This window comes from Flavobacterium silvaticum, from assembly GCF_012911565.1.
Lineage (GTDB): Bacteria > Bacteroidota > Bacteroidia > Flavobacteriales > Flavobacteriaceae > Flavobacterium > Flavobacterium silvaticum.
Window position 1 is genome coordinate 57,720 of the sequence record NZ_JAAMPU010000102.1, and the last position, 15,276, is coordinate 72,995.

A 15,276-nucleotide genomic window follows, 5' to 3' on the forward strand; every position below is an offset into this window, starting at 1 on the left:
AATAAGGACGAAATGGCTACTAAATACATCAATATAAACCTGAAGGTATGGCGCCAGAAAGATGCCAAATCAAAAGGTCAAATGGAAACCTACAAACTGAATCAGGTTTCTACCGATTCCTCTTTCCTTGAAATGCTCGACCAATTGAACGAGCAGCTGATCAACGAACGCAAAGAACCTGTGGCTTTCGACCACGACTGTCGCGAAGGAATCTGCGGTATGTGCTCGCTCTATATCAACGGACGCGCACACGGACCGGACACGCTTATCACGACGTGTCAGTTGCACATGCGTACGTTCAAGGATGGCGAGACCATTTACATCGAGCCTTGGCGTTCCAAAGCATTTCCTGTAATCAAGGATTTGGTTGTGGATAGAAGTGCGTTTGACAGAATCCAGCAAGCCGGTGGTTTCGTATCGGTAAATACATCCGGAAATACCATCGATGCCAATGCGACACCAATCAATAAGCACGACGCAGACCGTTCGTTTGAAGCGGCAGCGTGCATTGGTTGCGGTGCCTGTGTGGCGAGTTGCAAAAACGGATCGGCTATGTTGTTCGTTGGGGCGAAAGTGTCCCAATACGCATTGCTTCCGCAAGGTAAAATCGAAGCCCATGACCGCGTGCTTGCTATGGTCCGTCAAATGGATGAGGAAGGATTCGGGAACTGCACCAACACCGGTGCCTGTGAAATCGAATGCCCGAAAGGAATTTCATTGGAAAACATCGCGCGTATGAACCGCGAATATTTAAAAGCAAGTTTTAGCTAACTAACCCAAGCTTTACTTTGAAAACGCACTCGTAATGGGTGCGTTTTTTTGTTTGTAAAATTCAGATTTTTCAAGACTACAGTTTAATCAGCCGGATACTTTTATTTCCGGTTTCAGAGGATAATTTCAACACGTAAATGCCACTTTCTGCCGCAGATAAATCTACCCTGTTTTGTCGGTTCGTGAAAGTCGATTCAAGTATTTTTCGTCCGTTCAGGTCTGATACAACTACAGGGACAGGCACTGCGTTTGGATTATCGATACTGAAAATTCCTTCAGAAGGATTTGGATATACCCGTATTCCATCCGGTTCCCGGTCAACAGTGGACAGACTGGTTACTTCAATCGTCGCTTCTGCCGAGCATCCATATTCAAAATTTGCAATTACGGTGTACGTTCCGGTTGCGGCAGGAGTATAATCCGGACTGTCGGCCCCTTCTATTTGCGTAGTGCCCAAAAACCATTGATAAGATACTGCCTCAGCGGATGCATCTGAAACCAACACACCATTGGTATAAGCCAGTTCCAATGTAGGCGTATCGTATTCGACATCTTCAATTTTAGTCAGGTACATGCCAGGAGTTCCGCTGGTATAACAGCCAAAAGTCACGCTGTTTTCTCCCAGTCCATTCGTCAATCCGGCACAATAGAATGCTGTGCCATTTGGAACAACCGCCACAGCATTTCCAGTCCATTGGGTCGAACCCAGAGGAACGGCATATGCCACTTGCCCGTCAGCCGGATTCAGCTTGGCCAGAAAACCCGATCCGTTAGCGGCATAAGGCAATTGGAAATCACCGAAAGAGCCGTTTTGGTTGTAGCTTCCGGCGGCGAGCAGATAACCTGAATCGCTCAAAGCCAAATCATTTGTCTGCATATTGCCTTCGGTTATCTTGAATTCCGTAACCCAAACCGGATCCAGATTTTCGTCAAGTTTTACTACGAACGCATCGTTTCCGTTGTTTACGTTGGACAGCGGAAAAGGTCCGATGCTCAAATCCGGGGCAAACCAACCGGCCATTAGATAAACGGCGCCATTGTCATCGGCAAGAATCGGCATACGGGTATAGAAAGAAGTAGATCTCGTAATGTATTTGCCGGCGAGTACTTCCCCATCGGGGCTTATTTTAAACACGACCAATTGATCGCCGTTTCCGGGAGGAACGTTAACGGTAACGGCACCGAAAGTAATCGAGGAATTCCATGTCACCCGCGCTGAAACAAAAATAGTTCCGTCAGGCGCAACAGTCAGGCCGTAAATAGACATTGACCCGGAAGCATCTGGCATAATAGACCATGATACTTCATTTTCTGAATTTACCTTAAAAACTTTGCTGTTGTATCCGTGAGCATAGTAAGTAAAACCTTCACGGGTCGCGAGCGGGCACGCATAGGTATAATAATGTGGAATATTTGAGACGAATTGCAAATCACTGTCGAATCTCAGGATCTGAACCGCCGTATCGCTATTTTCAAGAGAGACATTATCGTCCGGAATGATTACCGGTTGGCCGGAAACTTCGGTAGATAAAATCAGCTGGTCGTTGACATCGTCAAATGCCAGTTGATGCGGATTCAGGCCGGCACTCTGAGCGTAGATTTTCTTAAATGCGATTATTTCCCCCGCCGGTGACCATTTGATCACGACCATGTTTCTGTTGTTATACAACCCTTCGTGGACTATCAGTTCGTCCCCAACCATGATATCGGTTTCAAACGTAGACATGGTGTAGAGGTTTCCTTCGGGATCGCGAACCATATCGTAAGCACCCTGAACGGAATTGTTGGTGCTGGCCGATGAAATGAATTCGACCCAATCAAAACGTTGTGCCTGACCGGAAATAGCGACTCCAAACAAAATAAGCAGATAGATTTTTTTCATGGTTTCAGATGGTCTTAACGACTTTGTTTGATAAGTTTTTTGCTGATTGATGTGTTTTCAGAGGATAGTTGAAGCAGATAAATCCCGTCTTCCGTCCCGCTCAGGTCGATGTTTTCAGAAGCATTGACGTTACCCGATAAAATCCGGCGGCCGTTCAAATCGGAAACCGTATAAGCTACTATTCCGGATGGTATTTCCAGTTTGAATATTCCGGTAGACGGATTCGGATAAATGCGGATGGGCTCATTGGTTTGGAATGCATCTGTTGACAGGAACGTTTCAGATGTTTGTGTTTCGCAGCCGAATTCATAGGAATAGGCCACGGAATAAGACCCGGCTTCAGAAATTTCAAGTGTCTGTGAAGTAGCACCTTCAATTAATTCGTCATCAAGATACCATTGGATAGTGCCGTCGAATTCAGGAGAAGCCGTAAGCATGGATTCGTTCTGGCTGATAACAGGCGTTGGCGCATCGATAGGGTCAAGCGTGAATTGTGCCAGGTAAAAGCCGAAAGTATCGGTGGCTTCCAAACACCCGAATTCTCCGGTTCCGCCAACCAAATGTCCGGCGGCAATGAATTTTCCGTCGGCTCCGGAAATGATATGGTTGTTCGTCCCGAAACTTCCGGCCGCAAAGTTGAAGGCATTCGTGAATTCCCCATCGGAACTGAGCTTTGCAATAAAAGCGCGTCCTTCATTATAGATCAAAGGAAAATCTCCGATGGAGAGGCTCATCTCGATGTACCCGCCAAAAACCACTCCGCTTCCGTCCGGATCGGCGACTACGCCATCAATCATAGCCTGTGTTGGTACAGATTTTATCCAAAGCGGATTTCCATCGCCATCAGTCTTCAGGATCGCATCTATGTAATTCGTGGAGCTCGGATCCGGATTGACAACCGTATCTGATCCGGCTGTAAAGAAAGTGTTGACACGCAGGCCGAAATAAATGTTCCCATCAGGATCAACAGACATCCTTTTGCCGGAAGTATTCACGCCATTGAACATTTTGGCCCATTGTACGTCCAGGAAAGCATCTGTTCTCAATGCAATATTTGGAACATTCCCGCTAGTCGTTTCAGGCGTAAGGACAAAAGTCCCGTATGTAATGGCGGCGTAAGCACATCCGTGGAAAACCAAATCGCCGTTTGGCATGGCTTCGGCATCTGAAAAGAAAATCTGATCCTGTGCATTGTAATTGGCAAAGACATCTGGTGTAAGAGTGGCTTGCACCGCACCGGTCATATCCAGCTTACTGATTGTGGTATAACCTGTTTGGGTATAGATATGGTCATTGGCGTAAACCAGCAACGGACAGGCACCATAACTTCCAGAAGTATCGGTCATGACATGCCATTGATATTCTCCTTCCGGATTGATTTTAAACAGGAAATTGCGGTATTGGGCCGAAACGGAAAAGACCTGTTCCTCAAAACGCAAATCATATGTGCCGTACAGATTTCCCAGAACATAAAGATTATCCTGGTCGTCTACGGCGAGATTCAAAGCATAGAAATTGGTTCCGATACGTCTGATCCATTGCAATTCCCCGGTAGCATTGAACTTATGGATGAATGTGGTCGAACCAACGATATTTTCTGCAATGACCCCCTGACAGTATGCGCTCTGGTTTGATTCCGTAATATGGTACATGTTGCCCTGTGAATCCCGGACAACTGACCTGACCATATTGTAAGATGCCGAACCGTTGTAGACACCGCCGGCAGCTACCCATTCAAAATTCTGGGCCGAAGTCAGCGCAAAAACAAAAAGCGATAAAAGCAGCAACATTCTTTTCATGATTATTTTTTTAGGATTTTAAAGGAAGCAGAAACAGATTTCAATAAATAAGCTCCGCTGGAAAGACCGGACATATCGATTTGGGTTGTAAATGCAGGATAAGACGATAATTTCCTGCCGGTTATGTCAAACAATTCGACCGGTGTATCTATTCCTTTCAGATAGACAATGTCATACGCCGGGTTCGGATATATGCCGGTTATTGAGGCTGTACCATCATCTTTAATTCCCAATGTTTCAACTTCGTATTTAGCAAGAAAGGCCTGGCTGTATTCTTCTGAGGAAATCGTGATTTCAAAAGGCGGACGATCCGGGAAGGCAAAATTCGTAGTCGTCGTGAATTGTCCGCCAACGTAAAGCGTATCATTCGTTAAGATTACGCCTCCGGCATCGTCATTCTGCCGTTGTTTGAAACCTTCATCATCACTGCCTATTGCAATTGCCGATTTGATTTGGCCATCCGTATCATAAAGCGCCACATAAATGTCAGATGAACCCGTGAGCGTAATTTCGTCCGGACCGGAAAAAGATTTGAACGTAATATCTTCATCGAATAACCCCGAAATGGCCGAATTACCTGCGTCATCCACAGCTAAATGTCTCGCCCATGGACTGCGATCCGGATCGCTCGAATCGACTACCCATTGATAATTGCCATCAGCATCGTATTTGGACAGGAAAAGACTTTCATACAGGACGACACCCGGAACCAGGACTTCGTTTTCAGAAGGATCTGCATCGAATGGATCGGTGTAATTGCCAAAGACATAAACGTTTCCGTCGGCATCCATATCGACGGCTTTTCCGGAAATTGACGTAAAAGGATCTGTCGATTCCAGGATTCCGGCCCATACGTAAGCGCCGTCAGTAGTATATTTTGCAACAAAAGCGGCTGTGTTTTCACTGGCTTTGATGGCTTCGGCAGCTGACGGATCAAAATCTGAACTGCCTTTGAAGGCTCCGGTCAGCGCAATAAAGCCATCGCGAACGGACAGGCTTTCCCCAACGGTGGTGTCGATGTCTGTTACCAGTCCAAATCCCCACAGATGCGTTCCGTCAGGAGCATATGCCGAGAGAAATGCGTTTTGATCGAGGCTTCCGGTAATGACCGCTTGCGAATCAGTAATGTCAAGGTCGCCGCTTTCGCGAAAAAAGCCGGTGGCATACAGGTTTCCGGCTGCGTCAAAATCGATGTCGTTGGTAACCGCGTTCTGGCCGTTGATGGTTCCGCCCCATAAAAAGTTTCCGTCCGGATCATATTTGGCGATAAAACCGTCGCCATCGCTGGTGGCCATGAATTCATTTTCAGACGGATCCAGATCAAAATCAATATAGCTATAGCCGCAAATGGCAACATTTCCGTCAGTATCTGCAGCCACCGAATTGATGTAGACAAAGTTATCGTTGGAAAAAGGTTTTATCCAGAGTAAGTTTCCGGCCGCATCATATTTGGCGATGAAAAGCGTAAAAGAACCATTTGGTAAAATGGTGTTCCCAAACTGAGCCTGGTTGCTGTAGAATCCACCAACATATATGTTTCCATTCTGGTCTTTGTCCAGTGCGGTGATCCCGTCTGAATAGTCTGAGCCACCGGTTCTGACCCAGCTTACCTGAGGCGATTGTGAAAAAGCCGTCGCAGTTATCAAAAAAATCAAAAAGTAAAAATGTTTCATAATTGTAGCAGATTGGTTGGTGATAGGATTTTAGATTTGGGTAAAGGTCGTTTTGCACCCAACAAGCCACAATACGCAATTAAGGGTATGGAATTCAGCGATTAACACATTTGCGGTAATCTGCCAAGCTTCATATACGTCGTTTGGCGTATGTGTGCTGATTTCCAAAACCGCAATTGCCTATATTTGATCAAACTACAGAACCTTCATGCGCTTCTTATTTTCACTGTTGCTGATTCCCATTTTGGGATTTTCACAACTTTCCCAGTATGTGAACCCGTTTATAGGTACGGGCGGTCACGGGCATACTTTTCCGGGAGCGACATTGCCGTTCGGAATGGTCAGCTTTCGCCGGATACCAGAATCGATGGCAGTTGGGACGGCTGTTCCGGATATCACTATTCAGATTCGGTGATTTACGGATTTTCCCATACCCATTTGAGCGGAACCGGGGTTTCGGATTATGGCGATATCATGCTTATGCCTACGATGGATGAACCGAATCTGGATAAAACAGCCTATTCGTCATCGTTTTCACATGACAATGAAAAAGCATCGGCCGGATTTTATTCGGTGGTTCTGGATAAGTTTGGGATTGATGTAAAGCTGACAGCATCGACACGCGTCGGATTCCATGAATACACTTTTACTAAATCGGGTCAGGCGAATATCATACTCGATCTGAACCATCGCGACCAACTATTGATGGGCGAGGTCAGGATCATCGATAGCAAGACAATTGAAGTCTATCGGAATTCATCTGCCTGGGCACAAAACCAGAAAATTTTCGCGCGTATCGAGTTTGACCGACCTATGAAAGCCACCAAAGTCAACAACAATGCTTTTGCTCCGGCAAAACTTACCGACACTTTTTTCGCCGGAAGCCTGTTGTCCATCGCATTTTCATCCGAAGTCAAAAAAGGGGAAACCATAAAAGTGAAAGTCGCCTTATCGCCGACCAGCGTGGAAGGAGCGGTAAAGAATATGAGTGAAATCAAAGGCTGGGATTTCAAAAAGATCAAAGCAGATGCAGAAAAAGCATGGAACGATCAGCTTTCTAAAATCGAAATACCTACTTCAGATAAACAAAAAGCCACCATTTTCTATTCGGCCTTATATCACACGATGATCCAACCTAATATCGCCCAGGATATCGACGGCAACTACCGCGGACGAGATGATAAAATCCACGAAGCAAAAGATTTTGACTATTACAGCGTCTTTTCGCTCTGGGATACGTTCCGTGCAGCGCATCCGTTGTACACGCTTATCGAAAAGAAGCGCACGGCCGATTTCATCAATACATTCCTCGCACAATACGAACAAGGCGGGCGGCTTCCGGTTTGGGAACTCGCTTCGAATGAAACCGATTGCATGATTGGCTATCATTCGGTTTCCGTCATGGCCGATGCGATGGTCAAAGGAATCGAAGGTTTTGATTACGAAAAGGCTTTTGAGGCGGCAAAACACAGTGCGATGCTTGATCATTTGGGATTGGATGCGTATAAAAAACGCGGTTTCATATCTATCGACGACGAACACGAATCGGTTTCCAAGACTCTTGAATACGCTTATGACGACTGGTGCATCGCGCAAATGGCTTATATGCTCAACAAACCAGATGATTACCGGTATTTCATGAAACGGTCGCAAAGCTGGAAGAACCTGTTCGATCCCGAAACCAAGCACATGCGGCCAAAGAAAAATGGCGGTTGGGACAAACCATTTGATCCGCGCGAAGTGAATAATAATTTTACTGAAGGGAATTCGTGGCAATACTCGTTTTTTGTGCCTCAGGACATTGAAGGAATGATTGCGGCCTATGGCGGAAAAGATGCGTTTGAGGCGAAATTGGATCAAATGTTTTCTGAACCATCGGCAACAACGGGACGCGAACAGGTCGATATTACCGGATTGATCGGGCAATATGCACACGGAAATGAGCCGAGCCATCATATGGTTTATCTGTACAACTATATAGGAAAGCCCGAAAAGGCGAACGAAAAAGTCAGGTTCATACTCGATAATTTCTACAAGAATGCACCCGATGGTTTGATTGGTAATGAAGATTGCGGACAGATGAGTGCGTGGTATGTGCTGAGTTCGATTGGATTATATGATGTCACACCGGGAAGTGGCAAATGGGATTGGACAGGATTGTATTTTAAGAATGTGAAGTTAAATGTTGACGGAAAGATAATTCCCGTTTCGAACCAATTAGATTATTTTCGAAATCAGAGACCTGAACGTCAATTGGTATATGATACCATCATTGCTGTTCCCGCCATTGAATCATCAGGGAAATCGTTTAAAGACAGAACCCTTATCTCCTTTTCTTCGCCTGATCCGGCAATGGAATATGAATACCGAATAAATAGCCACAACAGTTACTTCAGGATATTTTTTAAACCGTTAGAGATTTTGAAAACGAGTGAGATTGAATTTTACGCCTCAGACAGAAACGGAAAAGTAAGCGATACCGTCTCCGCTACATTCTACAAAAAACCGAATGATTTCTCCATCGATATCAAATCCAAATACAATCCTCAGTATCACGCTGGCGGCCCGGATGGTTTGCTCGACGGTATTTTAGGTTCCGAAAACTGGCGAAAAGGCGACTGGCAAGGCTATCAGGGACAGGATTTTGAAGCAGTTGTCGATTTGAAAAAAAGTCTGGAAATTTCATCTGTCGATGCACGATTTCTCCAGGATAGCCGAGCATGGATCGTGATGCCGACATCGGTGGATTATTTTGTGTCCGATGACAATGTGGATTTCCGTTTGGTAAAAACGATAAAAAATACCATCGATGCTAAAAATCCGGACGTCCAGATAAAAGATTTTGCAGCTGAATTTCCATCGGCGCAAGCCAGATATGTCAAGATCATTGCGAAGAATTTTGGCAAATTGCCAGAGTGGCACCAAGGTTCAGGAGGCGAGGCTTTCATTTTTATCGACGAGATAACCATTAAATAACCAGTGATGAAAAACCCCGAAAATATTAACGTTGGCGTGCTTCAGATGAAATTGGAATGGGAAAATCCATCAGTAAATAGAAACTTTATCGATGTAAAACTGGCTGAATTCCAAGGTGAATTGGATTTGCTCGTACTTCCGGAAATGTTTTCGACGGGATTTACCATGAAACCGGAATCTGTCGCCGAAACCATGGATGGTGAAACGGTTCAATGGATGAAACGAAAAGCAGCTGAATACAACATTTCCATTGCCGGAAGCCTTGTCATTAGTGAAAACGGGAACTTTTACAACCGATTGATCGTTGCTGATGTATCCGGAAATCTCAGCCAATACGACAAAAGGCATTTGTTTACGCTTTCAGGTGAAAATGAACGTTATACAAGCGGAAACAATCGTGTGATTGTTAAGGTTGGTGCTTTCAGGATTTGCCTCCAGATTTGTTACGATTTGCGATTTCCGGCTTTTTCGAGATTCAATGATGATTACGATGCGCTAGTCTATGTCGCCAATTGGCCCGCGCCGCGAATTCTGGCCTGGGAAACATTGCTGAAAGCACGCGCCATAGAGAATATATCGTATGTAATTGGGGTGAATCGAATCGGTTCAGACCCGAATGGTTTGGAATATACCGGCCAATCCCAGATTGTCGATTTTGCTGGAAACGCTTTAATACAGGCGTTTGGGGAAGGAGGTATTTTTGTGGCGCAATTGGACAAAACAGATTTGGATACTTTCCGCAAGAAATTCGGGTTTTTGGACGATCGCGACGAAATTACGGTAAGGTAAACGGTTGTTCGACATCCCAATTGGAGCGGACTTCTATTTCTTTTGGAAAATAGATGACTTCTTCAGGCTGTATTTTTTGGAGATAATTACCTGAATCCCAACGTTTGTTCTTGTTGTCGTCATAAATGATGCGAAGTGTGTATTTGTTAGGCTCCAACGCATTGAAATCTACCGTGGTTTCTTTTTCGGTGTAGGCTGTAGCCTGAACATTTCCTTTGGCATCAGTAAGCTCTACGACAATAGGGAAACGATTTGCATTTTCGAGCTTTACCCTCAAATTCCCGAATTCAGACAGTTCCTTGGTCGTAGCCGAGTATTTTAGCGTATCGTTGACGGTTCCGTAAAAATCGGTTATGGCACCTGGAAACAGACGCATGGAATATTTTTCGGACGGCTGTTTGTCAAAGATAAACGTGATTTGTTTGGTGAACTTGTCATATTCGGTCTTGAATTCGACTTTTGAGGAATCTTTGCGAATAAGCGTTATTTTGGATTCGTCAATCTTATCAACCGGAATGCTCGATTCTATTTTGAGATTATCGCGGAACGAAAATTTGCCAACCTTTTTAAATGAAAGCGAATCTTTTTTCTGGTCTTTGATTTTGGTGTAGAAATTCTTGATGTAATCTCCTTTTTTGATTGAGATGCCTAAAGAATCTGCTTTTATCTTTGGGAACCAAATATTTACGGAATCTTTGTCTGGAAATTTCGTCACTTCGGACTTTAGTATTTCTTCTCCGTTCTTTACCGTGACTTCAACGTTTTCCGGATTTCCTTCATAACCCATAAGCAATTTATGTCCGGCATCAAGCGTGGGTTTGAGTGCTTTGAATTTGACATCTTCCTTGAAAAGATCAATCTGGAAAAGGGTGTCGTTCGGAAGTGTGATCAACTCTTTGCGGAAACCTATTTTATCCGATTTGGGCTGATAGGTGTTATTGCCGCTCTTGTCCTTGAGCGCAATCAGCAGGTATTTTCCTTCCTTAAGATTCTCCAGCTTCCATGTGGTAAGGCTGTCGAGCGTATTGGTTACATAACGCGGCGGTTTTTTGTAGATGATGGAATCGGTGAAATTCTCATCGACCTCGTATAGCATGACCGACACGAAATTATCGGCTTTTTTGTTGTACGCATCCGTAATCCGTCCGGCCAATTGAAGCGAATCGACATATGTTCCGGTCGAAAAAACATACTTGAACTGCGGGTACATATTGCCTTCGTTATTGTCCTGGATGCTTTGCCCGAAGTTGAAACTATATGTGGTATTCGGCTTTAAAGTGTCTTTGATGGTGATGGTAAACAGCTTCGAAGCAGTAGTGGGTGAAATTACCGGAGGCGTTTTCATGGGAGGAGAAACCACCAATTGTTTGTTGATGTCTTTGAGTTTCACCAATTCATCGAATGACAATTTGATCACTTTTCCGTCAAAGCTGGTGCTGTAATTCTTAGGGATGCTTCCGGTAAGTACTGGCGGAATGGTATCTTTTAAGCCGCCGGTGATGCTGCCGCGTTTGGCACATCCGGTCAAAACCAAAAGTAGAATAAGCAATAGGGAAAGCGATGATCTCAATGCTGCGGAATTTAGGCACAAAATAACGATATATTCTGCGGTGGTGAAGCCGTTTGTAAAAATTTATGACGTATCAGGATTGTGAAAAGGCCATGCACGCAACGCTTATGCGGCAATTCCGGAGTTTATGCAAAGCCCGGATACAGTTTTCAAGTGTGGCTCCTGTGGTTAAAACATCGTCCACAATCAATAAATGGCAATCATAATATTCCGGATTATCAATAGCTTCAAACAACTCCGATTTGAGCTGGGAACGGCTAAAAAGGTTTTTCTTTGTCTGTGTCGATGTGTTATAATTCCGAAATAGAATATTTTCAGCCACTTTAATCCCTGTTTTTTGAGAAATGGTGTTTGCGAAAGTCGTGACTTGGTTGTATCCGCGTTTTTTGAGTTTCTTCGGATGTAACGGAACGGGAATGATATAGTCGATTCCGGACAACTGTTCCAATCGTTTTGCATCGGCACAAAACCACAAACCGAATAAGGTTCCTATTTCCTGCTTTCCCTGGTATTTCAACCGATGGATGCAATTCTTGACAATTCCTTCTTTTTGATAGGACAACATACATTGTACGGATTCCACCTCGACACGTCCATAGAATTTGGTAAAAGCTTCGTTTTGAGGTAAATGCTCGTGTCTCGTAAAAGGTATTTCATGTCTGCAGCGCAAACACAAAAGAGCTTCTGAAGGCGATAGGATTTTTTTGCAACCCGAACAAAGTTCCGGGAAGAACAGGTGGAGTAAGGCGTGTAACATGATTGAATGGCGTTTAAAAACCTAAAGATAAGGATTTTCGACTTAAATCTGCCGTATTCCTTTTGCCCTTGCGCGAGAATATTTACTTTCGCGTCTCAAATCAAAGCGCATTATTTTATCATGTCGAAACCAGAGGATTTTTTCAAGAATGTGATTTCCCACGCCAAGGAATACGGGTTTATTTTTCCGTCGAGTGAAGTTTATGACGGTCTTAGCGCCGTTTACGATTACGGCCAGAACGGAGCCGAACTCAAGAAAAACCTTCGCGAATACTGGTGGAAAGCCATGGTTCAGTTGCATGATAATATTGTCGGCATCGATGCGGCTATCCTGATGCACCCGACCACGTGGAAAGCTTCAGGACACGTTGATGCGTTCAACGATCCGTTAATCGATAACAAAGATTCCAAAAAGCGTTTCCGTGCCGATACATTGGTCGAGGATTTCGCTGAAAAAATCAACCAGAAAGCGCAAAAAGAAATAGATAAAGCCCGTGAGCGTTTTGGTGATGCTTTCGATGAAGAGCAATTCGTGGCTACAAATGCGCGTGTAAAGGAATATAAAGATAAGCAGAAGGCGATTTTGACTCGTCTGGCACATTCGCTTGAGAATAATTTGCTCGCCGATGTAAAAGCGCTTATCGAAGAGCTTGAAATCGCCGATCCGGATACCGGTTCAAAAAACTGGACCGATGTGCGTCAGTTCAACCTCATGTTCGGGACAAAGCTTGGTGCATCTGCCGAAAATGCCATGGATTTGTACCTGCGTCCGGAAACGGCTCAGGGAATTTTCGTCAATTTCCTCAATGTCCAGAAATCGGGTAGGATGAAAGTTCCATTTGGTATCGCCCAGACCGGAAAAGCATTCCGGAATGAAATCGTTGCGCGTCAGTTCATTTTCCGTATGCGCGAGTTCGAACAGATGGAAATGCAGTTTTTCGTGCGTCCGGGCGATGAGATGAAATGGTACGAATACTGGAAAGAAACACGCCTCAAATGGCATTTGTCGCTTGGATTGGGACGTGAGAACTATCGTTTCCACGACCATGAAAAACTGGCTCATTACGCCAATGCGGCTGCCGATATCGAATTCAAGTTTCCATTTGGATTCAAGGAACTCGAAGGAATTCATTCAAGAACAGATTTCGACTTGAAGGCTCATGAAGAATATTCGGGTAAAAAGCTTCAGTATTTCGATCCTGAACTCAATGAGAATTATACGCCTTATGTAGTTGAAACATCGGTAGGTTTGGATCGTTTATTCCTTGCCGTTTTCTCAAATTCTTTGAAGGAAGAAACGTTGGAAGATGGCTCTACGCGTACCGTCTTAGCTCTTCCGGCAGTGGTTTCTCCAATAAAAGCTGCGGTTCTTCCACTCGTCAAAAAAGATGGTTTGCCCGAGTTGGCAAAATCTATCGTTGAAGATTTGAAGTGGGATTTTAATGTGACATATGATGAAAAGGATGCCGTCGGACGTCGTTATCGCCGTCAGGATGCGCTTGGAACGCCGTTTTGTATTACTGTTGACCATCAATCGCTGGAAGATAAAACCGTTACTATCCGTCATCGTGATTCCATGAAACAGGATCGTGTGTCTGTTTCTTCATTGAGAAGCCTTATCCTTGAAGAAGTTGGAATGCACCGTTGGCTGACGAATTCACTTTAATTAGAAGATCAATTCCTTAATTTCTGTTTCCTGTTCCGATAGTAGGATTGTTGGAACTGATATTTTGTGTATTTCCGTTGCTTCGGGCCTTATCGGGTAGATTTTATCCAGCAATTGATAAAGTACCGATTCGCTGTTGTTTGAGGTTACGATCAATGCCTTTATTGCCGTGAGTATTTCGGCTAAATCTTCATTCCCGATAGTTTGGGCGCTGTAATTTTTACGCCTGTAGCTTCTTTTTGGGAGTTTTTGTCTCATGTCTTCGTAAACGGTATGTGGCAAGCGAGTAAAGACTACTTTCTGTAGTAATTCTGATAAATCGGAAATGATTCCATCACCTATTTCCCAGTCTAAGTTTCTTAATTCGAAGAGATGTTCGATAAAGTAGACAGGCAATGCCTTTATCCATTCATAACTTGAATCTCCGGATTTTTTTTTCAGCAATTCAGCTGTTTTTTCCAAAATCCTTGATTTATAAAAATTTTGTCCGCTGATTTCGGCTATGGCTATATGTAGCGGAATTATTTTGTTGGAGTTGAGAATATTTTCTGCCGTCGTCGCGATTTTTAAATCCAAGAATCCAATGTAGCCTTCCTCTTTTGCCTGAAGAATGAAACTACAAAGATCAAAGAACGTAGTTAGCGTGTACACTTCCTCTATGCTATTTTTTTTCCCGTTTTTGGATTTGATCAATTTCGGAGTCGTTATTTCTGTAATAAGCTTTTCCGGAACAAGGGTAAATTTTTGGAAGGTCATTAAATAATCTGCCAGCCAACCTGAAGAAGTACTGTAGCCGAATAATTTCAAAACTGACTTTTTGGAGATGTAAGTCTCCTTAAAATCACAATATCCCTGGATTTTGTATGTGAACCAAGATGTAAAAGTTTGGGGCTTTCCGAATAACATTGTTAATTTTTAATTTGGAATAGCCAATCTGCTAATGTGAATTGTTCGGCTGTTGGTTGTTCCGTTTTTTCCATTTCTATAACCGATAAAAGTTTTTGATGAATCAAATAGGCAGATTTTAAACTCAGATTGTATTGTTCCGCAATCCATTTCACATCAATATTCCCTTGCCAGGCTTGATTCAGCAAATCTGTCCAGTTATTAAGACTCAACCGGCTATTGCTAAAAAGAGTACCTGTTCGAACATTAAAATACTTTCCGGTATTGCGGCATCTGAACTTTTCTCCTTTACAGAGGTATATTTTTGAGTATTCATCAAAGGGACTTATAACGCCATTTGGCCATCTCAAGGCTTCCAGATAATTTTTGCATTCTGTTTCCGATTCAAAATATGGTAGTTGTTTTTTCATTTTTCAAAAATAACATAATTTTCAAATAATTAGTGTAAACAAGTATAATTCAACTTTTTTTTACTTGATAATAGGCTG

The 15,276-nt window shown here is 43.7% G+C and carries 11 protein-coding genes; 4 read left to right on the plus strand and 7 right to left on the minus strand.

Annotated features, from left to right (window positions below):
- Window positions 1–12 precede the first annotated feature (12 nt).
- On the plus strand, window positions 13–771 hold the full coding sequence (locus G6047_RS06390) for a succinate dehydrogenase/fumarate reductase iron-sulfur subunit (protein WP_169526659.1): 759 nt from the start codon (window positions 13–15) through the stop codon (window positions 769–771).
- 76 nt (window positions 772–847) lie between these two features.
- Here the strand turns inward: G6047_RS06390 and G6047_RS06395 are convergent, their stop codons facing one another.
- Genes G6047_RS06395 through G6047_RS06405 form a run of 3 tightly spaced genes read right to left on the minus strand, consistent with a single transcriptional unit; the run spans window position 848 to window position 6,125 of the window.
- Window positions 848–2,653 carry a T9SS type A sorting domain-containing protein gene (locus G6047_RS06395; RefSeq protein WP_169526660.1) on the minus strand — a complete coding sequence of 602 codons (1,806 nt, stop codon included), beginning with the start codon at window positions 2,651–2,653 and terminating at the stop codon, window positions 848–850.
- A 14-nt stretch (window positions 2,654–2,667) separates the two neighbouring features.
- The gene (locus tag G6047_RS06400; RefSeq protein WP_169526661.1) at window positions 2,668–4,452 is read right to left on the minus strand and encodes a T9SS type A sorting domain-containing protein; all 1,785 of its coding nucleotides are present in this window, start codon (window positions 4,450–4,452) and stop codon (window positions 2,668–2,670) included.
- Between the two features lie 2 nt (window positions 4,453–4,454).
- A complete protein-coding gene (locus G6047_RS06405; RefSeq protein WP_169526662.1) occupies window positions 4,455–6,125 on the minus strand; it encodes a T9SS type A sorting domain-containing protein in 1,671 nt (556 codons plus the stop codon).
- A gap of 186 nt (window positions 6,126–6,311) precedes the next feature.
- Between G6047_RS06405 and G6047_RS06410 the strand changes: the two genes are divergently transcribed.
- Window positions 6,312–9,101: a GH92 family glycosyl hydrolase gene (locus G6047_RS06410; protein ID WP_449404255.1), complete on the plus strand. Its 2,790-nt coding sequence runs from the start codon at window positions 6,312–6,314 to the stop codon at window positions 9,099–9,101.
- Between the two features lie 6 nt (window positions 9,102–9,107).
- Entirely contained in the window at window positions 9,108–9,890 is a 783-nt protein-coding gene (locus G6047_RS06415; protein ID WP_211165394.1) for a nitrilase family protein, read from the plus strand.
- On the opposite strand, the gene G6047_RS06420 is transcribed toward G6047_RS06415, so the two are convergent.
- Both G6047_RS06420 and G6047_RS06425 read right to left on the minus strand, forming a co-directional pair.
- On the minus strand, window positions 9,877–11,460 hold the full coding sequence (locus G6047_RS06420) for an Ig-like domain-containing protein (protein ID WP_169526663.1): 1,584 nt from the start codon (window positions 11,458–11,460) through the stop codon (window positions 9,877–9,879). The genes G6047_RS06415 and G6047_RS06420 overlap by 14 nt on opposite strands.
- Window positions 11,461–11,533: 73 nt before the next feature.
- Entirely contained in the window at window positions 11,534–12,217 is a 684-nt protein-coding gene (locus G6047_RS06425; protein ID WP_169526664.1) for a ComF family protein, read from the minus strand.
- Window positions 12,218–12,337: 120 nt separating this feature from the next.
- On the opposite strand from G6047_RS06425, the gene G6047_RS06430 reads away from it, so the two are divergent.
- On the plus strand, window positions 12,338–13,882 hold the full coding sequence (locus G6047_RS06430; protein WP_169526665.1) for a glycine--tRNA ligase: 1,545 nt from the start codon (window positions 12,338–12,340) through the stop codon (window positions 13,880–13,882).
- On the opposite strand, the gene G6047_RS06435 is transcribed toward G6047_RS06430, so the two are convergent.
- Both G6047_RS06435 and G6047_RS06440 read right to left on the minus strand, forming a co-directional pair.
- Window positions 13,883–14,689 (minus strand): P63C domain-containing protein, encoded by an 807-nt coding sequence (locus G6047_RS06435; RefSeq protein WP_169526666.1) that lies wholly within the window; start codon window positions 14,687–14,689, stop codon window positions 13,883–13,885.
- A 101-nt stretch (window positions 14,690–14,790) separates the two neighbouring features.
- Window positions 14,791–15,198 carry a transposase gene (locus G6047_RS06440; protein WP_169526667.1) on the minus strand — a complete coding sequence of 136 codons (408 nt, stop codon included), beginning with the start codon at window positions 15,196–15,198 and terminating at the stop codon, window positions 14,791–14,793.
- Between the last annotated feature and the right edge of the window lie 78 nt (window positions 15,199–15,276).